Source organism: Nocardia sp. NPDC006630, from assembly GCF_040611495.1.
Taxonomy (GTDB): Bacteria; Actinomycetota; Actinomycetes; order Mycobacteriales; family Mycobacteriaceae; genus Nocardia.
Window position 1 is genome coordinate 1 of the sequence record NZ_JBEXOK010000006.1, and the last position, 23,277, is coordinate 23,277.

Below are 23,277 nucleotides of genomic sequence, written 5' to 3' on the forward strand. Positions count from 1 at the left end.
GACGGGTACGAGTACCTGTTCTGGGTCGGTTGCGCCGGTGCGTATGAAGACCGCGCCAAGAAGACCACCAAGGCCGTCGCGGAACTGCTCGCGACGGCGGGGGTGAAGTTCATGGTGCTGGGTCAGGAGGAGACCTGCACCGGTGACTCGGCGCGGCGGGCGGGTAACGAGTTCTTGTTCCAGCAGTTGGCGATGCAGAACATCGCGGTGCTGGATGGGGTGTTCGAGGGTGTGGAGGCGTCGAAGAAGAAGATCGTCGTGACCTGTGCGCATTGCTTCAACGCTTTGAACAACGAGTACCCGCAGGTGGGTGGCTCCTATGAGGTGGTGCACCACACGCAGTTGCTGAACCGGTTGGTGCGCAGCAAGAATCTGGTGCCGGTGTCGCCGGTCGCGAAGAACGTCACCTATCACGACCCGTGCTATCTGGGTCGGCACAACAAGATCTACGACGCCCCGCGTGAGTTGATGGAAGCTTCCGGCTCGACCTTGGTCGAGATGCCGCGCCACGGTGAGCGTTCGATGTGCTGTGGTGCCGGTGGTGCGCGGATGTGGATGGAAGAGAATCTGGGCAAGCGCATCAACGTCGACCGGGTCGATGAGGCCCTGGATACGTTGCAGGGTGGGAACGAGCCGTCGTTGATCGCGACCGGTTGCCCGTTCTGCCGGGTCATGCTGACCGATGGTGTGACCGCTCGTAAGGACGGTGGCGAGGTCGGTCAGGGTGTCGAGGTCGTGGATGTCGCGCAGTTGATGCTGGACTCGATCACCCGGGTCGAGGGTTCTGTGCTGACGGAGAACCTGAAGGTGGTGCAGCAACCGAAGGTGCAGGAGCCGGAACCGGTTTCCGAGCCCGAGCCGGTCGCCGAGGCTGTGGTCGAAGAGGCTGCGGCCGAGCCCAAGGCTGCTCCGGCCGCGGGCAAGGGCCTGGGGATGAAGGGTCCGGCGAAGGCGCCCGGTGGTAAGGGTCTGGGTATGAAGGGCGGCCTCAAGGCCCCCGGCGCCAAGGCCGCCGCTCCGGCAGCCGAAACCACTGCTGCGGCAGAGGCTTCCACCGAAGCCACTGCCGCCCCGGCCGCACCCGCCAAGGGCCTCGCCATGAAGGGCCCGGCCAAGGCTCCCGGTGGCAAGGGCCTCGCTATGAAGGGCCCCGCGAAGGCTCCCGGCGCCAAGGCTGCCGCTCCGGCCGCACCCGCCGCTGAAACCGCTGCTCCCGCAGAGGCTTCCACCGAGGCCACCGCCGCGCCCGCCGCGCCCGTCAAGGGCCTGGCAATGAAGGGTCCGGCCAAGGCTCCCGGCAAGGGCCTCGCCATGAAGGGCGCCGGCAAGGCTCCGGGCGCCAAGCCCGCCGCCACCCCGGCCGCCGCGGAAGCCTCCGCAGCGGCAACCGCTCCGGCGGAAGCCACTGCGGCACCGGCAGAATCCGCTCCGGCCACTCCGGCGGAATCGGCTCCGGCCGCCGCTGCTCCGGCAGCGACCGCCGAGGCCAAGCCGTCCATCGCGCCCAAGGGCCTGGCCATGAAGTCCGGCCTCAAGCGCCCCGGCCCGAAGGCCCCCGGCGCCAAGGCCCCGGCCGCAGCTCCGGCCGAACCGGCTGCCGCTCCGGTCGAACCGGCAGCTCCCGCCGCCGAAGCACCCGCGGCCTCCGAAGCTCCGGCTCCCACCGAGTCGACAGCACCGGAGACCAACGGCACCAAGGAGAACGGCTCCGAGGGCAATGGCAGCAAGGACAGTGGCGCAGCCACCCCGCCGGCCGCCAAGCCGGGCGGCCTCGGCTTCAAGTCCGGTCTGAAAGCCCCGGGCAAGAAGAGCTGACAACCGAACAGCCCTGATGCGGGCGCGCTACCCACCGGGTAGCGCGCCCGCGTTGTTTCAGATGAATAGCGGGTTGCGAAGATCGAATCTGCTAATGCTTAGCAAACATTGGGGACGATCTTCGACCATACTTCGAGGTATGACGGAAGCGCGGGCGGTTCGGGTCGAGATCGGGGTGGAGTCGCTCGCGGGGGTGCGTATCGCGGACGCGGCGGGAGCGGCGCGGGTCGAATTGTGCACCGGATTGTCGGTGGGTGGGCTGACGCCCAATGCGGCATTGGTGGAGGCTGCGGTGGGGGCCGCGGAGAATGTCCAGGTGCATGTGCTGATTCGGCCGCGGCCGGGCGACTTCCGGTATTCGGCGGAGGAGGTGGCGCTCATGCGCGCTGATATCGAGCTGGTGCGCCGGCTGGGGGCGCACGGGGTGGTCATCGGCGTGCTGGACGAGCACGGGCATGTGGATGCCGAGGCGAATGCCGGGCTACTGGCCGCGGCCGAGGGCATGGAGGTCACCTGTCATCGCGCCTTCGATGTGTGCGCGGATCCGTACGACGGATTCGACCAACTGCTGGAACTCGGCTTCACCCGGCTACTGACTTCGGGCCGCCAGGTGTCGGTGCTCGACGGCGCGGCGCTCATCACCCGGCTGGTCACCCTGGCCGACGGTCGCATCGAGGTGATGGCCTGCGGTGGCCTGCGCGCCGACAATGCCCGCCGGGTGATCGAGCTGACCGGGGTCCGGGATCTGCATGCGGCCGTGCGGATTCCGGTGCCCGCCCTGCCGCAGCCGGACAGCACCGAGGTGTCGTTCGAGGAGATCGGCGTGCCGCGTGGCTCCGATCACTTCGCCACCGACGCCGACGGTGTCGCGGCGCTCTGCGAAGCGGCGCGCCTGACTGTGTGAACGCGCCCAACCCTCACGGCTTGGAGTGCCGGCCTCGCGGTGGTTGCTGCGGCTTGGTGGGCCACGGGGAATTGGGCTCTGCCTGGTGTGGCGGCGTATTCGCCTGTTCCGCAGCGGCTCTCAGCGACCACGGCGCGGGCGGGTCGGCCTGCTCCTGCACTCGATCGACCGGTCCCGTCACCGGACGGAATGTCTGCGTCGGCGGCTGCTCACCTCGGTACGGCGGTGGACTCACCGCGGGCGCTTGTCGCGCACCCCGGGCGGCCGGAATCGGTTGTGAGTCTTCGGCTACCGGCATCTGCCGGGCTGCGCCGGTCCGCTCCGGGCGGGGTGGGCGCGCGGATCGGCGCGGAGGATTCGGACCCCCGGCGCGCGGGCGCGCGGGCTGCCTGCCACCGAACGGCCGAGCCAGGATCACCGCGATGGCCGTGGTCAACGGCACGGACAGCGCGAGCGCGATACCGCCGACCGCGGAACGCGCGATCTCGATGCCGACGGCGTCACCTGTGAGCACGTCCCGAATGGAGCGCCCGGCGACACTGAACAGCAGCAGCAGCGGCAGCGCGCCACCGGCGTAGGCGAGCACCAGGGTGTAGACGGTACTGGCGATGTGATCCCGGCCCACCCGCATGGCGGCCGCGAAAATGCCGCGCCGGGTGGCCTTCTCATCGAGCGCCGCCAACTCGAAAGCGGCCGAGGCCTGGGTGATGGTCACATCGTTGAGCACACCGAGCGAGCCGATGATGAAGCCCGCCAGCAGCAGCCCGGTAATGCTGACATGCTGCAAATAGGTGGCGACATTGGTGTTCTGTTCCTCGGACAGGCCCGTCAGATGTGTCATCTTCAGTGCGAGCCAAGACAGTACGGCCGCCAGCACCATCGAGGTGAGGGTGCCCAGCAGCGCGGAACTGGTCCGCAGATTCACCCCGTGCGCGAGATACAGCACCGAATACAAAATGAGCGCGCCCGCCACCAGCGCCACCGGAATGGCCGGCTTCCCGTCCAGCAGCGCGGGCAGCATGAAGATCACCAGGACGGCGAACGCGAAGATCAATCCGATCAGCGCGCGCAGCCCCCGCCAGCGCGCGACCACAATGATCACCAGCGCAAAGGCCCCGACGATGATACTGAGCGGCAACCCGCGCGAGTAGTCGTCGAACGAGTACATATTCGTCTGCGGAGGATCGCTCGGCTTGGCATCGCCCGGCTTCGGGCTCTGCCGCACAATGCGCATGTGATCGCCGACCCGCAGATCCGGTTGCCCTGGGCCGGGGGCGATTTCGAAGAGCGTGAGACTGCCCTTGTCCGGCCCGGAGTCGATGGTGACAATGCTGCGCTGGCAGGTGTACCCGGTGGTGATGGGCGCCAGCGGCTTCTCATCGAACGGCTTGCCCTGCGACGGACTGCCGCACGCCCCGAGATTCTGCGAGATGACGGTACCCGCTTCGGTCTGCAGCGCCCCGCCGCCCTGATTCTGCATCGGCAGCGGGATATCCACATGCTGACTGCTGGGCCACAGCCAGAATGCCCCGGCCACGACCACAATGCCGATGAACGTCAGCAGCCCGATGACCACACGCGCGGCGCTGGCGCCGATGGCGATGGGTCCGGAGTGGTCGTGATGGTGATGATGATGGTGATCGCTCACCCGCGCGAGCCTAAACGAGAACCGTTTCCGAAGCGCGAACGGAGTCTCATAGCCTCACCTGAATAAAAAGAGGTCCGAGCGCGCATGCGCGCGCTCGGACCGAAAGTTTGAGGGGGCGGCGGAGAGCAGGGGGATGTCTCCGCCGCCCGGGGATCGGCGGCCCAGGGGGGGTAGGCCGGCCAATCCAGGGCTGGACGTCCCAGGGGGGGTAGGAGGTCCAGCCGGGGCACCTGAGTGCCAAGGCCTACTGTACACAAAAGACCGTTCTTTGCGCTAGCTAAGTCTCTAAAAACCCAACTTTTTCGTACTAGCGGTTTGTTTTCGACCGTGCCACACCCGCGCCATTGGACAAACGCCCAGTTCAGCCGGATTCCACGCCCGGAAACCGGGGGCGCGACCCCCGAATCCCCTACTACTGCCGATAACTCGCGAGGAAATTGCCGAAGCGCTCGATCGCCACGGACAGATCCCGCGCCCACGGCAAAGTCACGATCCGCAGGTGGTCGTGATGCGGCCAGTTGAACCCGGTGCCCTGCACCATGAGGATCTTCTCCTGCAGCAGCAGATCCAGCACCAGCTTCGAATCATCGCGGATGGCATGCACTTCCGGATCCAGCCGCGGGAACGCGTACAGCGCGCCCTGGGGCTTCACACATGAGACACCCGGAATCGTATTGAGCTTCTCCCACGCCACATCACGCTGCTCCAGCAGTCGCCCGCCGGGCAGGATGAGATCCTCGATGCTCTGATGTCCGCCGAGGGCCACCTGAATGGCATGCTGCGCGGGCACATTCGGGCACAGCCGGGACGAGGCCAGCAGCGAGATGCCCTCCAGGAAGCCGGCGGCATGATCGGTCGGCCCGGTGATCACCAGCCAGCCGGAGCGATAACCCGCCACCCGGTACGCCTTCGACAAGCCGTTGAAGGTCAGGCACAGCAGATCGGGCGCCAGCGAGGCCAGCGAGATGTGCTTGGCATCGTCGTAGAGGATCTTGTCGTAGATCTCGTCGGCCAGCAGCAGCAGTTGATGCTTGCGCGCCAGATCCACGATCTGCTGCAGCACCTCCGCCGAGTACACCGCACCCGTCGGATTGTTCGGGTTGATCACCACGATGGCCTTGGTCTTATCGGTGATCTTGGCTTCCATATCGGCGATATCCGGCTGCCAGCCATTGGATTCGTCGCACAGATAGTGCACCGGCGTGCCGCCCGCGAGGCTGGTCATGGCCGTCCACAGCGGATAGTCCGGCGCGGGCAGCAGCACCTCGTCGCCATTGTCGAGCAGCGCCTGCATGGTGATGGTGATCAGCTCGGAGACGCCGTTGCCCAGGTACACATCGTCGACGTCGAATTCCGGGAAGCCGGGCACCAGCTCGTAGCGGGTCACGATGGCCCGCCGGGCCGGCAGTATGCCCTTGGACTCCGAATATCCCTGCGCGTGCGGCAGCGCGGCGATCATGTCGCGCATGATCACATCCGGCGCCTCGAATCCGAAGGGCGCGGGATTGCCGATATTCAGCTTCAGGATGCGGTGACCCTCCGCTTCCAGCCGGGCCGCGTGCGCGTGGACCGGACCCCGGATCTCGTAGACCACGTTCTGCAGCTTGGTGGACTGCTCCAGGACGCGCGGGGACCGATGCGGTAGGTGACTGGAAGGACTCACCCGTCCAATGGTGCCATCCGTGCGCAACCAGCTTTTTTCACCGCGCGCTATCGGGCGGCAGCATGCCCTTGGCGGCGGTGGTCCCGCAGAACTCCTCGATGCTCTCGTCCAGGTCGCGGGCCTGGACAGCCTCTCGGAACTCCGGGCGGGTGAGCCGCTGCCGCAGCCCGGTGAGCCGCTCCTCCAATTGCGCGATGCGCTTGTCCTCCTCGAGCCGCAGCACCGGCCGCAGTGCGTCGGCGGCGCCGTCGAGACTGCCGTTGATCAGATGCGCGGCGGCGCTGTCCACCCGGGCCAGCGATTCCGCGCCGTAGGAGCGCTGTTCGGTGGGACCGTTCGAGTACAGCTCAATGGCGCGGTGGGTGGCCTCCAGCGCGGGCTGGGCCTGACCGAGGTGGATATAGGTCGCCCCGGCGTAGTAGTGGCTCTTGGGCTGATTGAAACCGAACACCCCGCCGACCTCGTCGTGCAGCGTGTCACTGGAACTGCCGTCGCGGGCAGTGTCCGCCGCGCGAATGCAGCGTTCCGCGTCCGCGACGCTGCCCAGCCGCGACCAGATGCGCGCCTCGATGTTGTGCAGCCGCACCCGCGAGGTCGCCGATTCGGCGTACTGCTGCCCGCTCTGCGCCAGCAGCACCGCCCGCCGCGGCCGCTCCGACCAGTATTCGATGAGCGCCTGCATGCCGCGGGTCCACGCCCGTAATCCGTTGTGCTCACACAACTCCGCGTAAGCCCAAGCGGCCCTGGCCTGTTCACCGGCGGCATCGACATAGCCGAGATCGGTACTGGCATTGGCGAGCAGACCGGACAGCGTGCCCGCGAGCAGATACAGGTGACCGGTATCGGACGGTCGCTGATGGCCTTCCAGCAGGCGGTAGACGCGGCGGCGCACCCGCAGCATCTCCACCATCATCGGCACCGGCGGTACATGCACGTACTCATTGGCTATGCGCGTGACGTCGGCGTCGAGCTGCTCCAGCACGGTTGCTCCCACATTGGTGCCCTCCGCCCTCCCGGCATGCTCGCTTGCTTCGTGGGCAGCCGCCATGATCAGATCCCTCTCCGAAATCGCCGCTAACGCATCGCCTCTCATCGCACCCGCATCGACGAGTGCCAGCAAATCCGCGTCGCTGGAATAACTGGCTTGCGCCGGAATGCCCTGCCCTGCTTGGGCACTGCCCTGCCCTGCTTGGGCACCGCCCTGCCCGACATGGGCACTGCCCTGGCGCGCATCGAAACCGGGTCCGGGGCGGTCGGTCGAGGGCTGGTCGATCAGATCCGCGAACCGTGCCCGCACCACATCGTCGGACCTGGCAAGAGATGTATCGAGGGCAGCCTGATTGACGGGACGGGGATGCACCCGATCCCCCCCGGCCTCCCACTTGGAGATCAGGCGTTCGTGCACACCCAGATGCGCCGCGAATTCCCGGATACTCATCCGTTTGGCATCGCGGAGCGCACGGGCCTCTCTACCTGACCACTGCCGGACCACGGTGTCATCCCTTCCGAACGAACTCCGATCTCCAGGGTACGAGCGCATCGTGACCTCGGCCACATGCGAGATCTAGCTGGTATCAGTCGCTTACGCGCTGGTAGCAGTGGCAGTAGTAGGGCAGCGCAAGGAGGGTGTGCGGGCATTCCCACCCCGCCGGGCGCCCGCGACCCTGTAATGGAAGGCAAGGAGACAGGTGGTGAACGCCGACAAACTGAGAACGGTGCAGGACTGGGTAGCGTATTACCGGCACGAGTTCGGGCTACCGGTCGCCGAGCGCGGCGGGTTCGTCATGCTGCCCGTCACCGCCAAGGTCGGCATTGTGCACGTCCCCCTCACGCGGGCCGAAAAGCTGCGCGGCGCACTGCAACAGCACCGCCACACCGGTCCGATGCTGGCCCGGCAGATTCGCTGGAGCTTTCTCACCGAACCCGATTCCCGCCCCGGCGATCAGGTCATGAATGTGCTCGATCGCCTCGATATCGGCATACCCGCCATCGGCAGCGCCGTCATGCTCCCCACCGGACTCGGCCGCTGGACGCGCGAGGGCTGTCACTGGGTGGTGCCGCCCGCCAAAGACCTTCAACTCCCACCCCTGTCGATGCTCATCACGACAGCTCTGGCGGTGGGAAATGGAAGCGAGGACTGAACGCAGCCGGTCCTCGCACCGGCGCTGGCGGCGCCGGACCCACCGAGTCCGCCCCTTTCCTGGCAGTCGACGGGGCGGACTCGGGGGGTAGTTCTATTTCGGGATGACGCCCGGTTGCGCGGCGGCAGGCGCGGGGAACAGCGGCGGCAGCGTGGGCACCACGACTGGCGGCAGGCCGGGGATGATCGTGAAGGTATTGGGGCCCGGCGCCGGCGGGGGCGCATCGGTGGTGGTCGTTTCCTGACGCTGCGGCGGCGCGGCCAGTTGTTCATTGGTCGCATCGGTGGTGGGCGCCACGCTGGTCGGCACGCTCGCCGACGATTGGGTGGTGGTGGGCGCGGAGGAACTGGTCGCGGCGTCCGAACTCTGCGAATCATGTTCCAGGACTTGCGGCCCCCAGCCCAGGGAGACGCCGATGGCGGAGACCACCACGAGCGCGCCGACCGCTACGCCGGCCATGCTGATCTCCCGGCGACGGCTGATCTTCTCCACCGCACCGGTACTGGTGAGCAGTGCCGTGGTCGCATCCGGCGGCAGGGTGGGCGAATTCTCGAACGCGGCCGCGAACGGCGCGGGCGCGGGCCGCGGCTGCACCGGGCGGGCCATGATGGCCGCGCCCCGGGAGGCGACCGTGCCCGGATTGGCGGGCACCAGCACCGGCACGCCGAGCCAACGCCGCAAAACCCGTGCCACCAGCGGAATCTGGGCGCAACCACCGATGACGGCGACGGCCTGCACCTGCTGCTCGGAGCGCTGGATGACATCCCGGGTCATGCGCGCCGAGGATTCGACGGCCAGCATGATCAGGGCTTCGAAGTTCTCCTGGGACAGCAGCACCAGACCTTCGGTGGAAGGCAGTGCGACCGCGCTGTTCTCGGAGAGCTGCTCTTTGGCGGTGCGGCAGAGCGCATCCAGCGCGGCCAGACCCGAGGCGTCCGGCGGATGCGCAATGCGCCCGGAGGCGATCTGCTGTTCGCGGATCAGCGAATCCAGGTAGTCGCCACTGATATCGCTGGTGCGCTCGCTGAAGCACACCTGGCGGGTGGCGGTGTCGACCACGGTGACCGACAGGCCGGAGGCGCCGAGATCGTAGATCGCGACGGTGCCGAAACCCTGCAGGTCACCGGAGTATTCGAGAAACTCCAGTGCCGCAACGACATCCGGGACCAGCTCGTAATTGGTGAATTGGCGGCGCGCCAGCTCGGCGCGAATCGCGCGGGCGGTCTGCTCGTCGCGATAGGCCACGGCGGTGGCGCTGACGCGCGGATCCGCCGCCAGCACAGCGCCGATGGCGTCGGCGACCAGCTCCTCGGTGCGCCGTTCGCCGACCGGAATGGCCTGGACATCGAAGGCATCGACCGGATTCGGGCGCAGCGCGCCGCGCTCGGCGGAATTCCCGGCATGTGGGCGTGCGACGCGCACTGCGCCGGCCCCCACCGACACTCCCAGTACCGAACTCATCTGCTGCCCATCTCGTTTCCACCCGCACGGAGTTTCCACGCTCACCGACCTGCGAGCGGGCCCACCCTGCCGCCTGCCGGCGTCGCGATACATTACGGTTGGGTCACTGTACCTGTCGTCGCCACCTTACGAGATAGCGAGCCGTACGTACACCCACTAGCCCGGACACTGGGCGGCATCATCACGCCACGTCCGAATCCCGGTGTGGCCCAGTCACGCTGACACGGTCCGGCAATAGGGTGGATGACCAGGTCTTCCATTCGGAATCAGCGCCGTGGGCGACGGGCCGGGCACAACGGTTGACTATGACATTCCCCAGCGCCGCCTAGCATCGGCGGAGTGCGCACACGCCGCCGGGCAGTGGCAGTCGCGGTCCTGCTGACCGTGGTGGCGGTGGTCGCCGCGCTGTGGCCGGTTTACGTGCGCCCGCAACTCGATACGCCGATGCGGGCCGACGCCATTCTGGTGCTCGGCGGGGCGCACGACGGCCGCGAAGAGCTGGGCCTGCGCCTGGCACACGAGGGTTTCGCGCCCCGGGTGCTCATCTCCGATCCGTATCGGAACAGCGGCCTGATCAATCGGATCTGCCACGGCGGCTACAGCTTCCGGGTCGAATGCTTCGACCCGAATCCGCGCACCACCCGCGGTGAAGGCCGGTATCTGGCGCTGCGGGCCCGTCAAGAAGGCTGGCATCGTGTCATTGTGGTGACCTTCACGCCGCATATCTCCCGGGCCCGCTACATCCTCGGAAAGTGCTGGGGCGGCGAGGTTCTGATGCTGGACTCGCATCCGTCGATCGGTGTGCTGCGGTGGTCCTACCAGTACGTATACCAATCCGCGGGCTATGCGAAGGCCGTCTTCGAGGACTGCTGACGGCCTGAACTCAGCGCTCCAGCGGGAAGTTCAGGTAGGCGCGCGACGGGGTCGGACCGCGCTGGTTCTGGTACTTGGAGCCGGCTGCCGCACTGCCGTACGGGTTCTCGGCCGGGCTGCTCAGCCGGAACAGGCAGAGCTGGCCGATCTTCATACCCGGCCACAGGGTGATCGGCAGATTCGCCACATTCGAGAGTTCGAGGGTGATGTGCCCGGTGAAGCCCGGATCGATGAATCCGGCGGTGGAGTGGGTGAGCAGGCCGAGGCGGCCGAGGCTGGACTTGCCCTCCAGGCGGCCGGCCAGATCGTCGGGCAGGCTGACCACCTCGAGGGTGGAGCCGAGCACGAACTCACCCGGATGCAGCACGAACGGCTCATCCTTGCCGGGTTCGACCAGCGTGGTCAGCTCGTCCTGCCGCTGCGCCGGATCGATATGGGTGTAGCGGGTGTTGTTGAAGACCCGGAACATGCCGTCCAGTCGCACGTCGATACTCGACGGCTGCACCAGCTTGTCGTCGAACGGGTCGAGCCCGAGACGCCCATTGGCGAGTTCCTTGCGGATGTCGCGATCGGAAAGCAGCACGCCAAGAGCGTAGTGGGTCCCCGATCGCGCCCCGACGCCCGGCCGCTCCCCGGGCGTGGAGCACCCGATCAGTGGTCGGTCACCGCGTCATCAGCTGTCGGTCACCACGTCCGCGGGGCCCGAGCCGCCGTCCTCGATCGCGGGGGCCGCCGCCACCGCCACCACCTCGTGTTTACGCAGCGACCAGCCCGCGTGCGCCTCGGCACGCATGCGCTCGACCATGTGCGGATAGTGCAGCTCGAATGCCGGACGCTCCGAACGGATTCGGGGCAGCTCGTAGAAGTTGTGCCGCGGTGGCGGGCAGGTGGTGGCCCACTCCAGCGAATTGCCGTAACCCCAGGGATCGTCCACGGTGACCACTTCGCCGTAGCGGTAGCTCTTGAAGACGTTCCACACGAACGTGATCATCGACAGCCCGAGCACAAACGAGCCGACCGTGGAAATGGTGTTCAGGGTGGTGAATCCGTCACTCGGCAGATAGTCCGCGTACCGGCGCGGCATGCCCTCGTTGCCCAGCCAGTGCTGCACCAGGAAGGTGAGGTGGAAGCCGAAGAACGTGGTCCAGAAATGCAGCTTGCCCAGCCGCTCGTCCATCATGCGGCCGGTGATCTTCGGGAACCAGAAGTAGATGCCCGCGAAGGTGGCGAACACGATGGTCCCGAACAGCACGTAGTGGAAGTGCGCGACCACGAAATAGGTGTCGGAGACATGGAAGTCGACCGGCGGGCTGGCCAGGATGACACCGGACAGACCGCCGAACAGGAAGGTCACCAGGAAGCCGAGCGACCAGAGCATGGGCGTCTCGAAGGTCAGCTGACCGCGCCACATGGTGCCGATCCAGTTGAAGAACTTCACACCGGTGGGCACCGCGATCAGGAACGTCATGAACGAAAAGAACGGCAGCAGAACCGATCCCGTCGCGTACATGTGATGCGCCCACACCGCCACCGACAGCGCGCCGATCGACAGTGTCGCGTAGATCAGCGTCGTATAACCGAACAGCGGCTTGCGGCTGAACACCGGGAAGATCTCCGTCACGATTCCGAAGAACGGCAGCGCGACGATGTACACCTCGGGATGGCCGAAGTACCAGAACAAATGCTGATACAGAATGGCCCCACCATTGGCCGGATCGTAGATGTGCGCACCCAGATGCCTGTCCACGGCCAGCGCCAGCACCGCCGCGGTCAGAATCGGAAAGGCCAGCAGCACAAGCACACTCGTCACCAGGATGTTCCAGGTGAAGATGGGCATCCGGAACATGGTCATGCCCGGGCAGCGCAGGCAGATCACCGTGGTGATCATATTGACGGCGCCGAGAATGGTGCCGACGCCCGAGAGCGCCACACCCATGATCCACAGATCGGCGCCGACGCCCGGCGAGTGGATGATGTCGCTCAGCGGGGTGTACGCGGTCCAGCCGAAATCGGCGGCCCCACCCGGCGTGATGAATCCGGCCGTGGCCATGGTCGCGCCGAACAGATACAGCCAGTAGCTCAGTGCGTTCAGGCGCGGGAAGGCCACATCCGGTGCGCCGATCTGCAGCGGCAGCACCGCATTGGCGAATCCGAATACGATCGGCGTCGCATAGAACAGCAACATGATGGTGCCGTGCATGGTGAACAGCTGATTGAACTGCTCGGGTGAGAGGAACTGCAGCCCCGGCCGCGCCAGCTCCGCCCGCATGAGCAGCGCCATCAGGCCGCCGATCAGGAAGAACGACAGGGCCGTGAACAGGTACATGATCCCGAGCACCTTGGGATCGGTGGTCGTGATCGCCTTCCACAGGAAGGACCCCTTGGGCCCCATTCGGCGCGGATACGCCCGCGCGGCTTCGACTTGCGGGATATCCCGCGACGGCACCGTGGTCATGCGTCACCCCCGAGCAGGAAGCACCGACGCACGAGTCAGCAAACGGTCGGCGCAACCAAAGTTCCTGTGGTGGACAGGCTTTCGACCCTCGGGACAGTCTACGACCGGCTCCGTACAAAACCTCACGGTTCGCGGAAAGAACTCACGAAGATCGGCGCGCCGCCCCCGACACGGCGGAGGACTCACAGGGAAGATTCCCGGCCCGACTCCTCGACATACGCCGCACAGCCCCGGGACCAGGCGTAATGGTGAAAGAGTTGCGTCGCGTCAGCCCCGGTCTGATAGAGTCGCGATCGCGTTGAGGAGCACTGCTCAGGTAGTGTTCGAGCATTGCCGATGTAGTTCAATGGTAGAACTTCTGCTTCCCAAGCAGATGGCGCGGGTTCGATTCCCGTCATCGGCTCCATACGAAGAGGCCCTCCGGTCAGCGAAATGCTGTGGGGGGCCTTTTTCGTTGTGCCGCAGGCGGTTTCCCTACTTCATGCAGCTGGCGACGATATTGTTCGCGGCGGTGCGGGCCTTGTCGGCGTCGGCGGTGCTCATACCGAGCGATTCGGCATCGGTCCCGGCCCCGCTCTTGCTGTCGGTCTTCATCATCAGGCGCAGCCCGTCCTGCGAAATCCCCTGGTCGATAAACATCTTCGCGGCGCAGTCGGCCGCCTTCGCATCCAGGCCGCCCTTCTGCAGCGAGGCGGCGAGCTGATCGTGGGTGACTGCCGGCGCACTGTCGCCGCCGCTGCTACACGCGGCCAGCAGTGGCAGCGCGATAAGCGCGGCGGCGATCATCGAAATACGCACTGAATTCCTCAATTCTCACGAAGGACGTCTCACGAAGGACGGTTCGGCCGGAACGATCTCACAGATCCATGGCCGCGCGCAGCGCTGTGTCGATTCGCTCCGCGGTCTCGCTGTCCACCGCGTCGATCCGCTCGGCGAGCCAATCCCGGTAGATACGACCGAGATTGCCCGCGTGCACCCAGCCGTGGCCGGGAATCGGCACCGCGAGAATGTCGAGCGGATCGGCGTCCATCACCTCCGCGGCGATCAGCCACGGGCGCGCGGACTCATTGATGCCGTCACTGCTGATGAGAAGAATATTGCGCACCCGCGCGGAGCCGTGCGGGTGATAGACCCAGAGTTCACCCCTGCGCACGCAACTCCTTCTCGGCGGTGGCCAGTTCGCTTTCGTCGGCGGCGGCGAGCTGTATCGGATCCATGACCGGACCGCAGCCGGTGCGCACTGCTTCGCGGCGCGCGGCGCGGGATATCCAGGCGGAGGGCGATATACCCGCGCGGGCCGCGGCCTGCTCGGCATAAGCCCAGGACGCCTCATCCAGAGAGAGAGTCACCTTACGGGTTGCCATACCTTTTATCGTACCCCCGGAATTCGGTGATTTCCCTGGTTCCACCAGCCCGTACCCGTGTTGGCAACCCGTCAACGACTGTTAGGGTGAGGTCGGCAACAGCATCTCGGCGGGGAGTCGGTCATGACCAAGTTGAACCATCACCGGTCCGGTAGCGGCGACCCGCTGGTCCTCGTCCACGGCGTCGGCAGTCGCTGGCAGGTATGGGAGCCGATCATCGGCACGCTCGCCGAATCCTTCGACGTGATCGCGGTGGATCTCCCCGGCTTCGGCGGCAGCGAGCCTCTGCCCAACACCACCGTCTCCACCCTCGCCGACGCGCTCGTCGACTTCCTCGCTGCCGAGGGCATCGAAAACCCGCACCTGGCAGGCAATTCCATGGGCGGCGGCATTGTCCTGGACCTCGCCGCGCGCGGACTGGCCCGCTCGGTCACCGCCTACTCCCCCATCGCCTTCTGGGATACCGCCGGCCGAATCTGGTGCCAGCAGTCGCTGGGCCGCGCCAAGACGCTCACCAAGGTGCTGGGTTCGGCGGTCCCGGCCATCCTCGGCAATCCGGCCGGCCGCACCACCTTTCTGAGCCTGATCTTCGGCAAGCCGTGGGCGGTGGACCCGCAGGTCTGCGTCGATACCGTCGAGGGCATGCTCGGCGCGCAGGGCTTCGATGCCGCGCTGGCCTCGTTCACCGGCTTCCGCCTCCCCGACCGGACGGCGCTGGGGAGCATCCCGATCACCATCGCGTGGGGTAGCCGTGACATTCTGCTCACGTACGCCACCCAGGCACGACGCGCCCGGGAGGTACTGCCCGGAGCTCGGCATGTCACGCTGCACGGCAGCGGCCACACGCCGTTCTACGACGATCCGGCCGGCTGCGCCCGGCTGCTGCTGGACCAGCTGGCATGAGAACCGGGTTCGGGGCCGCGCCCCGAACCCCCGATAGGCCCGTGAGGAAAGACCGTGAGCAATAACGTCTCCCTGCGTTTCGAAGGCAACCGCGCCTACGTCGCCCTCGATCGGCCGGACAAGCACAACGGCCTCACCATCGAGATGCTCCGCGAGCTGGCACAGGTCGCACGAATCATCGAGCGCCGCAAGGATATTCGCGCGGTCATCCTGTCGGGCAACGGTCCCAGCTTCTCCTCCGGGCTGGATATCGCCAAGGCCATGGGCGATCCGCTCGCCATCATCCGCGCGTTCGTGCCGCTGCCGTGGACCGGCACCAATGTCTTCCAGGAGGCGTGCTGGGCGTGGCGGCGGCTGCCGCAGCCGGTGATCGCCGTGGTGCACGGCCGCTGCTACGGCGGTGGCCTGCAATTGGCGCTCGCCGCCGACTTCCGTTTTGTCACACCGGGTTCCGAATTCTCGGTGATGGAGGCCAAGCACGGCCTCATCCCGGATATGACCGGCGCGGCCACCCTGTCCCGTCTCATCGGCATCGATCAGGCGCTCCTGCTCACCATGACCGCCGATCCGGTCGACGCCGCCTACGCCGAGCGCATCGGCCTGGTCACCGAGGTGAGCGCCGACCCGCTGGCCGCCGCCGAAAAGCTCGCCGATCGCATTGCCGCCCGCCCGGCGCACGCGGTCGCGAGCGCCAAGAAGCTCTTCGACCGCACCTGGACGGCATCGGTGCGCCGCACGCTCGCCGTCGAACGCGCCACCCAGCTGCCGCTGATCATCCGGCAGGCGCTGAACAGAGGCTCGAAGTCCGAGTAGGCCACAGGTTTTCGGCCACGGACTGAGGCGCCACTCGACTCCGGCGCATGTCAGACCGCGGCGACGGCGGTGACGGTCTCGGCGATCACCGCATCGATCGGGGTGGCGGACAGTCCGAAGGTGCGCTCGGTCAGCGTCGAGTCCAGGACATCGGGATGTTCGAGGGAGTAGTACATCTCGATCATCTCCGCGACGATCGGATCCACCGCCCCGGCCCAGGCCAGCTCATTGCGGGTCATCCGAAGGAAATCGGGCTCCGGGACACCGGCCGCCGCGGCAATGCGGTTCGTCAAGTCGCGCACCGAGATACGGCTCGACGGCGCATGCCACGCCCGGCCCCAGGAACGATCGTCGCGGGCCACCGCGGCCAGCGTCCGCGCCACATCTCCGATATATGACCAGGACTTGTCGACATCCATATCGCCGGGATACGAGACCGGTTCACCGGCAAGCAGTTTCGGCAGTACGAACATGTTGTACACCGAGGTCAGCGCGTCCCGCCCGAGGAAGGCGGACGCCCGCACCTCGGTGACCCGGGCCCGGCCCGCCGCGTGCGCGGCCAGCGCGTCGAGCCACATCCGCGCGCGCACAGCGCCTTTCACCGCGATCGGCGCCATCGGCAGATCCTCGGTGAAGACCCCGTCCACCTGCCCGTACCCGTACGTATTGCTGAGCGAGACATACCCCGCGCCGGTCCGCTCGGCGGCGGTGACCAGGGCCGCGCCGATCGGCGGAAATTCGGCGGGCCACCGGTTGTAGGGCGGCCAGGTGGTGTTGATGAGACTCGCGGCCCCGCGCGCCAATTCGGTCATGCGCTCGGAGTCGGTGGTGTCACCGACGGCCAGTTCGATACCGGGATGGTCCGGCCCGAGCCCGCGCCGGCTGACCAGTCGAACCTGTTCGCCGGCGGCGGCGAGGATCAGCGCGGTGCGGCTCCCGGTACCGCCGGCACCGGCAATTACGTGCAGAGACATCGTGATTCACTCCTTCGCGGGCCACCCGATGGCGGCCTGGAATCAACTCTGCCGAGCCGGAGCGCCGTAGAGTAGTGGCCGGAATGCCATATACCCCAAGGATCGAGCCATGCACAGGATCGCGGTTGTCGCAGTACCGCCGGTGACCAATTTCGACCTGTCGATTCCGGAGGTGGTCTTTCCCGCCGCGGTAATCGACGGGCGGCCCGGCTACGAGGTGGTGCTCTGCACCGCCGACCCGGGGATCGTGCCCGGCTACAGCGGTACCGCGGTCGTGATCGAGCACGGACTGGACGCGATCGCGGCGGCCGATACGGTCATCGTGACCGGCACGGGCGCCCGCGAATTCGGTGATCCGCGGGTGCTCGCGGCCCTGCGTGCCGCTGCCGCGCACGGCAAACGGATCGCATCGATCTGTACCGGCGCGTTCGTGCTCGCACAGGCCGGTTTGCTGGACGGCCGCCCGGCCACCACCTACTGGCAGTTCTCCCAGGAGATGCGGGAGCGCTTCCCCGCCGTCGACCTGCAACCCGATGTGCTCTTCGTCGACGACGGCCGGATTCTCACCTCCGCCGGTCTGGCCGCGGGAATCGACCTGTGCCTGCATATGATTCGCGCCGACTACGGTGCGATCGCCGCGAATGCGGTGGCGCGGCTGGCCGTCGTCGCACCGATCCGGCCGGGCGGCCAGGCGCAGTTCATCGAAACACCGCTCCCGCCCGAGACCGGCACTTCACTTGCGGCGACCCGGGATTGGGCGCTGCAGCGCCTCGACCAGCGACTTGCCCTGCGCGACTTGGCCGCCCACGCCCATGTGAGCACCCGCACCCTCACCCGTCGTTTCCGCGAGGAGACGGGCGCCAGCCCGCTGCAGTGGCTGCTGCACCAGCGCATCGATCGCGCCCGGGAGCTGCTGGAGGCGACCGGACTGCCCGTCGAGGAGGTGGCGCGGCGCGCGGGTTTGGGCACCGCCGAATCGCTGCGGCTGCACCTGGCGCGGCGCAATGGACTTTCGCCCAGCGCCTATCGGACTTCCTTCAGTCGCCGGTAACCGATTGTCGAGTGGCTGTCCCGAAGACCGGGCACAGGACGTAGGGTGGCCTCGAATGTGCGACACAGTGTCCCTGATCGTGCGGCCGACCCCCGAATCGTGGTACCTATTTATGAACGTAAGCCAATTCACGGCAAACAATTCGATCGGGCGCCCCGCAAGCCCCAGTTCCGCTGTTAGCATTTTCACACTTTGCCAGCGAGTCGAACGCATTGTGCGGCCCGTCACATATGTTGTGGTCCGCTCATCTTCGGCGAGAACCGGAGGACCCACGCTTTGAACAAGACCGCCCCCCTCCTGCTGTCCGCCATCGCAGGTGCTACGGCCTTGATCCTTACCGTGACCGGACCAGCCGCGGCCAACCCCAATGCCATCAACCCGATCCCGGTGCTCAACGGCACCAACGGCCTGCCCAATCTCCCCGGGCGCACCAAGGCCGTCTTCCAGGTGACCGGGATGCAGAGCCCCAACAACACGGAGAACTACAACGTGTTGGGCACCGATCTCGGCATCATGTGGGACAACGGCAACGGCGAAATGCTCACCACCTTCGGTGACACGGCCGGACTCGGATTCCCCAACCTATTGGCCGGCAGCATGTGGGCCTGGCGTTCCAATATTCTGGTGCGCTCGCACACCCAGAACCCGGCCAACGGCATCTTCTTCGACAGCGTGGTGCGCGATGTCTTCGGCCAGGCCCGGGATCTCATTCCCAGCCCCAAGATTCCGTTCCTGGAGATCAGCCGCATTCCCACCGCCGCGATCTCGGTCGGCAATACCCAGTTCATGAGCCTCATGTCGGTGAAGAGCTGGGATGACGTGGGCCAGTGGACCACCAACTACTCCGGCCTCGCCGCCTCCGGCGACAATGGCGAGACCTGGGCCGAACTGCCCGCGACGCGCCGTCCCGACGACGGCGGCAATGGCAACTTCCAGATGAACTCGTTCGTGAAGAACGGCGGATTCGTCTACGAGTACGGCACCCCGTCCGGGCGCAACCACGCGGCATATGTCGCGCGCGTGCCGGAGGCCCAGATCGGCGATCTCGGCGCCTACGAATACTGGTGTGGCGACCAGTGGAAGAAGGGCGACGTCGACGGCGCCACCCCGGTGATCGGCGGCGGTGTCGCCGAAATGTCGGTGCAGTGGAACGACTATCTCGGGCAATACATCATGCTCACCACGGATCCGTGGAATTCGGTCGTCATGTACCGGGCGCCCAGTCCGGAAGGCCCGTGGAGCCCGCCCGAGGTGCTCATCGATACGCGCGAACTCCCGACCGCGTACGCGCCCTCGATCTTCCCGTACCAGACCGGGCGTGACCTGTACTTCCTCACGACAGTGCACAGCCAGTACAACGTGATTCTGATGCACACCACGCTGTAGCGCCGCCTCTGGCGCAGAAGCTCGGCCCCGAACACGCAAGCGTGTTCGGGGCCGAAGTATGTAGGGGGCGAACGCTCCCGCGCATCCCGCACCGACGACCCTGCCCACCGCCGGGCCGGTGCGGGATGCGCGGGCATCCGGGCGCAAAGCTCACGTCGCGGCCGAATCGGGTGGCGGCGGCTGCTCATAGACTCGATGGCATGGATGCCGCCGCGTGGGACGAGTACTACAGCCGCACCGAATTGGTGTGGGGCGCACCGCCCGACGATACGGTCGTCGAGCAGGTGTTCGGCCTGGAGCGGCGACTGCCGCCCGGCCCCTTCGGCGTCGGTGAGCAGCGGCCGGAATTGCCGCGTGTGCTGGACCTCGGCTGCGGGGAGGGCCGCAACGCCCTCTGGCTGGCCACGCACGGCTGGCAGGTGGATGCCGTCGACTATTCGCAGGCCGGTATCGACAAGGGCCGCACGGTGGCCGCCCGCCTGTCCCGTTCGGTGCGCGGCCGCATCCGCTGGCGCCACGCCGACGTGACCGAATTGGATCCGACCGAATTCCCCGGCCCCTACGAGCTCGTTCTGATGGCCTTCCTGCACCTGCCCGCGGACGATCGCCGGGCCCTGCTGCTGCGCGCCGCCGAACTGCTCGCGCCCGAGGGCACCCTGCTCGTCCTGGGCAATGACAGTCTCAATCTCACGGAAGGGTATGGCGGGGAACAGAATCCGGCCCTGCTCTTCACCCCGAACGATATCGCCGCCGAACTCGGCCCGGCCGGCGACGATATCCGCATCCGCGTGGCCGACCGCGTGCACCAGCCCACCGAGGAGCGCGACGCCATCAACGCCCTGGTCGTAGCCCACAAAACCGCACCCGTCCCGCCCGAGGAACAGCCCGCGATCGAAGCCTGACCACCCGCTCGACCGGGCAGCCGATATCCCGATCGCACAACCCTCGTGAGCTGTTCGATTCGGACTCGCGCTGTTCGACGGGTCAGGGAGCGGACCAGCGTTCGAGCCAGGGAGTGACGGTGGCGGCGATTTCTTCGAAGCCGGAGCGGTAGGAGTGCGTTTGCCCGGGGATGATGTGGACCTCCGCGGCGTCGGCGGGATCGGGGATGCCGAAAGGGTCTCGGGCGCCGTTGATTACGACTACCTCGATCGGGCTGGGGGCGAGCAGTTCCTCGCGCCGCGACTTCTCCGGCTTGCCGGGGGGATGCAGTGGAAACGACAGCGCGACCACCCCGCGCGCCTCGACCGTGCGCGCCGTCCGGCAGGCGACACGGGCGCCATTGCTGCGCCCGCCCTGAATGAGCGGTACACCGCGAAACTTCTTGCGCAGCAGGGCGATGATCTCCACCCAGGCCGTGTCCTGAACATCGGCTCTGCCCGGCGCCCGGCGACCCGCCACCCGGTACGGCTGCGTCACCAGGATCACCGCGCCGCCCAGCTCCAGCGCCGAATCACGCACCACGAGCAGATCTTTCGCATCGGTTCCGCCACCGGATCCGTGGGTCAGCACCAGCAGGAACGCGGGCGGCTTCCGGCTCGGCCGCGCGATATCGACCTCCGCCGGTCCGGCACTCGTCTCGATGCGCACAGCACACGCTAACCAGCGATCCGGCCCACACCCGTGCGGCACACCGCCGCATGGTTCCGTTCGAGACCACCGTCGTCCGGCGGGCTCGATATCTGCGCCTGTTGGACGCTGTAAAGCACACCCCTGGCGAGCACTTGTATGCTCACCGCCGATCCACCCCGAATGTGCGCATGAGCGGCGCGGGTGCTTCTGGTCACATTGCGCGAGATCATCTTGGCGGGACCCTTACCCGTGGGTAACATGGCACTTAAGTTACCCGTCAGTAGAACTGCTGTTTTACGGTGTCTATCGAGGGCCTAACGGGCGGGAACGGGCAAACCGAACCGCACCCATCTCAACGGAGAGTGAGTCGACGACCATGGGTCACTACAAAGCCAACGTGCGCGACCTCGAGTTCAACCTCTTCGAGGTACTCGGCCTGGGCAGCCTGCTGGACAGCGGCGCCTACGGCGACCTCGACACCGATACCGCGCGCGAGATGCTCGCCGAGGTCAAGCGTCTGGCCGAGGGCCCGCTCGCTGACTCGTTCGTCGACGGCGACCGCAACCCGCCGACCTTCGATCCCGAGACGCACACCGTCACCCTTCCCGACTCCTTCAAGAAGTCCTACCGCGCCCTCGAAGACGGCGAGTGGGCCAAGGTCGGCGTCCGCGAGGAGCTCGGTGGCCTCGGCGCCCCCAGCGCCCTCACCTGGGCACTCGGCGAAATGATCCTCGGCGCCAACCCGCCGGCTCAGATGTACGCCGCCGGTGCGGGTTTCGCGCAGGTCTTCTACAACAACGGCACCGATGAGCAGAAGAAGTGGGCTCAGAAGATCGCCGACCGCAACTGGGGCGCCACCATGGTGCTGACCGAGCCCGACGCGGGCTCCGATGTCGGCGCCGGTCGCACCAAGGCCGTGCAGCAGGAAGACGGCACCTGGCACATCGAGGGCGTCAAGCGCTTCATCACCTCGGGCGACTCCGACGACCTGTTCGAGAACATCATGCACCTGGTGCTGGCTCGCCCCGAGGGCGCCGGACCGGGCACCAAGGGCCTGTCGCTGTTCTACGTGCCGAAGTTCCACTTCGATTTCGACACCGACACTCTCGGTGAGCGCAACGGCGTGTTCGTCACCAATGTCGAGCACAAGATGGGCATCAAGGTTTCGGCCACCTGTGAGGTCACCTTCGGCGGCCACGGCGTGCCCGCCAAGGGCTGGCTGGTGGGCGAGGTCCACAATGGCATCGCGCAGATGTTCGACGTCATCGAGAACGCTCGAATGATGGTGGGCACCAAGGCCATCGCCACCCTGTCGACCGGTTACCTGAATGCGCTGGAGTACGCCAAGATCCGCGTCCAGGGCGCCGACCTGACCCAGATGACCGATAAGGCCGCCCCGCGCGTCACCATCACGCACCACCCGGATGTGCGCCGCTCGCTGGCCACCCAGAAGGCGTACGCCGAGGGCCTGCGCGCCATCTACCTCTACACCGCCGCGCACCAGAACGAGGATGTCGCGCAGCTGGTTTCGGGCGCCGACAAGGAACTGGCGTTCCGCGTCAACGATCTGCTGCTGCCGATCGTCAAGGGCGTCGGCTCCGAGCGGGCCTACCAGTACCTGACCGAATCGCTGCAGACCTTCGGTGGCTCCGGCTTCCTGCAGGACTACCCGATCGAGCAGTACATCCGCGACGCCAAGATCGATTCGCTGTACGAGGGCACCACCGCCATCCAGGCGCAGGACTTCTTCTTCCGCAAGATCGCCCGCGATCGCGGTGTGGCGCTGGCGCACGTGGCCGGCCAGGTGCAGAAGTTCATCGAGCGTGAGGGTGGCAACGGCCGCCTGAAGGCCGAGCGCAAGCTGCTCGCCACCGCCCTCGAGGATGTGCAGGCCATGGCCGCCACCCTGACCGGGCACCTGATGGGCGCCCAGCAGGACCCGAAGGAGCTCTACAAGGTCGGCCTGGGCAGCGTCCGCTTCCTGATGTCGGTCGGCGATCTGCTCATCGGCTGGCAGCTGCTGCAGCAGGCCGAGGTCGCCATCAGGGCCCTCGACAACGGCTCCACCGAGGCGTTCTACACCGGCAAGATCGCGACCGCGCAGTTCTTCGCGCGCAATATCCTGCCGGAGCTGACCGCGACCCGCACCGTGCTGTCGAATCTCGACAACGACATCATGGAGCTGGACGAGGCCGCGTTCTGATCGAGCCCGCGGCTCGATAGCAGAATCGGCTCCATAGCAAGACTCAGTGCG

At 66.8% G+C, this 23,277-nt stretch carries 20 protein-coding genes, 1 tRNA gene and 1 pseudogene; 11 read left to right on the forward strand and 11 right to left on the reverse strand.

Going from position 1 to position 23,277, the window contains the following annotated elements:
- Positions 1-1,815: (Fe-S)-binding protein (locus ABZX86_RS18290; protein WP_355124892.1), on the forward strand; the 1,815-nt coding region annotated here is incomplete at its 5' end.
- A gap of 139 nt (positions 1,816-1,954) precedes the next feature.
- Entirely contained in the window at positions 1,955-2,719 is a 765-nt protein-coding gene (locus ABZX86_RS18295; protein WP_355124894.1) for a copper homeostasis protein CutC, read from the forward strand.
- A 400-nt stretch (positions 2,720-3,119) separates the two neighbouring features.
- Here the strand turns inward: ABZX86_RS18295 and ABZX86_RS18300 are convergent.
- The 3 genes and pseudogenes from ABZX86_RS18300 to ABZX86_RS18310 form a co-directional block, all read right to left on the reverse strand.
- Positions 3,120-4,367, reverse strand: a pseudogene (locus ABZX86_RS18300) (YibE/F family protein); the annotation flags it as partial.
- Positions 4,368-4,779: 412 nt separating this feature from the next.
- Positions 4,780-6,039, reverse strand: a complete 1,260-nt coding sequence (locus ABZX86_RS18305) for a pyridoxal phosphate-dependent aminotransferase (RefSeq protein WP_327146311.1) — start codon at positions 6,037-6,039, stop codon at positions 4,780-4,782.
- 28 nt (positions 6,040-6,067) lie between these two features.
- Entirely contained in the window at positions 6,068-7,570 is a 1,503-nt protein-coding gene (locus ABZX86_RS18310; protein WP_355125810.1) for a helix-turn-helix transcriptional regulator, read from the reverse strand.
- 151 nt (positions 7,571-7,721) lie between these two features.
- Between ABZX86_RS18310 and ABZX86_RS18315 the strand changes: the two genes are divergently transcribed.
- Complete coding sequence (locus ABZX86_RS18315) at positions 7,722-8,171, forward strand: hypothetical protein (protein ID WP_355124896.1); 450 nt, start codon at positions 7,722-7,724, stop codon at positions 8,169-8,171.
- A 93-nt stretch (positions 8,172-8,264) separates the two neighbouring features.
- Here ABZX86_RS18315 and ABZX86_RS18320 read toward each other — a convergent pair whose 3' ends face one another.
- A complete protein-coding gene (locus tag ABZX86_RS18320) occupies positions 8,265-9,632 on the reverse strand; it encodes an Hsp70 family protein (RefSeq protein WP_355124898.1) in 1,368 nt (455 codons plus the stop codon).
- A gap of 339 nt (positions 9,633-9,971) precedes the next feature.
- Between ABZX86_RS18320 and ABZX86_RS18325 the strand changes: the two genes are divergently transcribed.
- On the forward strand, positions 9,972-10,505 hold the full coding sequence (locus ABZX86_RS18325; RefSeq protein WP_355124900.1) for a YdcF family protein: 534 nt from the start codon (positions 9,972-9,974) through the stop codon (positions 10,503-10,505).
- Between the two features lie 10 nt (positions 10,506-10,515).
- Here ABZX86_RS18325 and dcd read toward each other — a convergent pair whose 3' ends face one another.
- Both dcd and ctaD read right to left on the reverse strand, forming a co-directional pair.
- On the reverse strand, positions 10,516-11,088 hold the full coding sequence (gene dcd, locus ABZX86_RS18330; protein WP_355124902.1) for a dCTP deaminase: 573 nt from the start codon (positions 11,086-11,088) through the stop codon (positions 10,516-10,518).
- Between the two features lie 90 nt (positions 11,089-11,178).
- The gene (gene ctaD, locus ABZX86_RS18335; protein WP_355124904.1) at positions 11,179-12,960 is read right to left on the reverse strand and encodes a cytochrome c oxidase subunit I; all 1,782 of its coding nucleotides are present in this window, start codon (positions 12,958-12,960) and stop codon (positions 11,179-11,181) included.
- Between the two features lie 332 nt (positions 12,961-13,292).
- Between ctaD and ABZX86_RS18340 the strand changes: the two genes are divergently transcribed.
- A tRNA-Gly gene (locus tag ABZX86_RS18340) sits at positions 13,293-13,366 on the forward strand.
- Positions 13,367-13,434: 68 nt separating this feature from the next.
- Here ABZX86_RS18340 and ABZX86_RS18345 read toward each other — a convergent pair.
- The 3 genes from ABZX86_RS18345 to ABZX86_RS18355 form a co-directional block, all read right to left on the reverse strand.
- A complete protein-coding gene (locus tag ABZX86_RS18345) occupies positions 13,435-13,746 on the reverse strand; it encodes a hypothetical protein (RefSeq protein WP_355124906.1) in 312 nt (103 codons plus the stop codon).
- A 70-nt stretch (positions 13,747-13,816) separates the two neighbouring features.
- Complete coding sequence (locus ABZX86_RS18350) at positions 13,817-14,113, reverse strand: hypothetical protein (protein WP_355124908.1); 297 nt, start codon at positions 14,111-14,113, stop codon at positions 13,817-13,819.
- Positions 14,100-14,324, reverse strand: coding sequence for a hypothetical protein (locus tag ABZX86_RS18355; protein WP_355124910.1), 225 nt, complete (start codon positions 14,322-14,324; stop codon positions 14,100-14,102). The genes ABZX86_RS18350 and ABZX86_RS18355 overlap by 14 nt, the downstream gene beginning before the upstream one ends.
- Before the next feature lie 123 nt (positions 14,325-14,447).
- Between ABZX86_RS18355 and ABZX86_RS18360 the strand changes: the two genes are divergently transcribed.
- On the forward strand, positions 14,448-15,227 hold the full coding sequence (locus ABZX86_RS18360) for an alpha/beta hydrolase (protein WP_355124912.1): 780 nt from the start codon (positions 14,448-14,450) through the stop codon (positions 15,225-15,227).
- A gap of 54 nt (positions 15,228-15,281) precedes the next feature.
- Complete coding sequence (locus ABZX86_RS18365) at positions 15,282-16,040, forward strand: crotonase/enoyl-CoA hydratase family protein (protein ID WP_355124914.1); 759 nt, start codon at positions 15,282-15,284, stop codon at positions 16,038-16,040.
- Between the two features lie 50 nt (positions 16,041-16,090).
- Here the strand turns inward: ABZX86_RS18365 and ABZX86_RS18370 are convergent, their stop codons facing one another.
- The gene (locus ABZX86_RS18370) at positions 16,091-17,014 is read right to left on the reverse strand and encodes an NAD-dependent epimerase/dehydratase family protein (RefSeq protein ID WP_355124916.1); all 924 of its coding nucleotides are present in this window, start codon (positions 17,012-17,014) and stop codon (positions 16,091-16,093) included.
- A 109-nt stretch (positions 17,015-17,123) separates the two neighbouring features.
- Between ABZX86_RS18370 and ABZX86_RS18375 the strand changes: the two genes are divergently transcribed.
- From ABZX86_RS18375 to ABZX86_RS18385, 3 genes are all read left to right on the forward strand, one after another.
- Entirely contained in the window at positions 17,124-18,065 is a 942-nt protein-coding gene (locus ABZX86_RS18375) for a helix-turn-helix domain-containing protein (protein WP_355124918.1), read from the forward strand.
- 276 nt (positions 18,066-18,341) lie between these two features.
- Complete coding sequence (locus tag ABZX86_RS18380; RefSeq protein WP_355124920.1) at positions 18,342-19,451, forward strand: DUF4185 domain-containing protein; 1,110 nt, start codon at positions 18,342-18,344, stop codon at positions 19,449-19,451.
- A gap of 200 nt (positions 19,452-19,651) precedes the next feature.
- Positions 19,652-20,353, forward strand: a complete 702-nt coding sequence (locus ABZX86_RS18385) for a class I SAM-dependent methyltransferase (protein ID WP_355124922.1) — start codon at positions 19,652-19,654, stop codon at positions 20,351-20,353.
- Positions 20,354-20,435: 82 nt separating this feature from the next.
- Here ABZX86_RS18385 and ABZX86_RS18390 read toward each other — a convergent pair whose 3' ends face one another.
- On the reverse strand, positions 20,436-21,041 hold the full coding sequence (locus tag ABZX86_RS18390) for an alpha/beta family hydrolase (RefSeq protein WP_355124924.1): 606 nt from the start codon (positions 21,039-21,041) through the stop codon (positions 20,436-20,438).
- A 358-nt stretch (positions 21,042-21,399) separates the two neighbouring features.
- Between ABZX86_RS18390 and ABZX86_RS18395 the strand changes: the two genes are divergently transcribed.
- Positions 21,400-23,226, forward strand: coding sequence for an acyl-CoA dehydrogenase (locus ABZX86_RS18395; protein ID WP_355124926.1), 1,827 nt, complete (start codon positions 21,400-21,402; stop codon positions 23,224-23,226).
- The last annotated feature ends 51 nt before the right edge of the window (positions 23,227-23,277 follow it).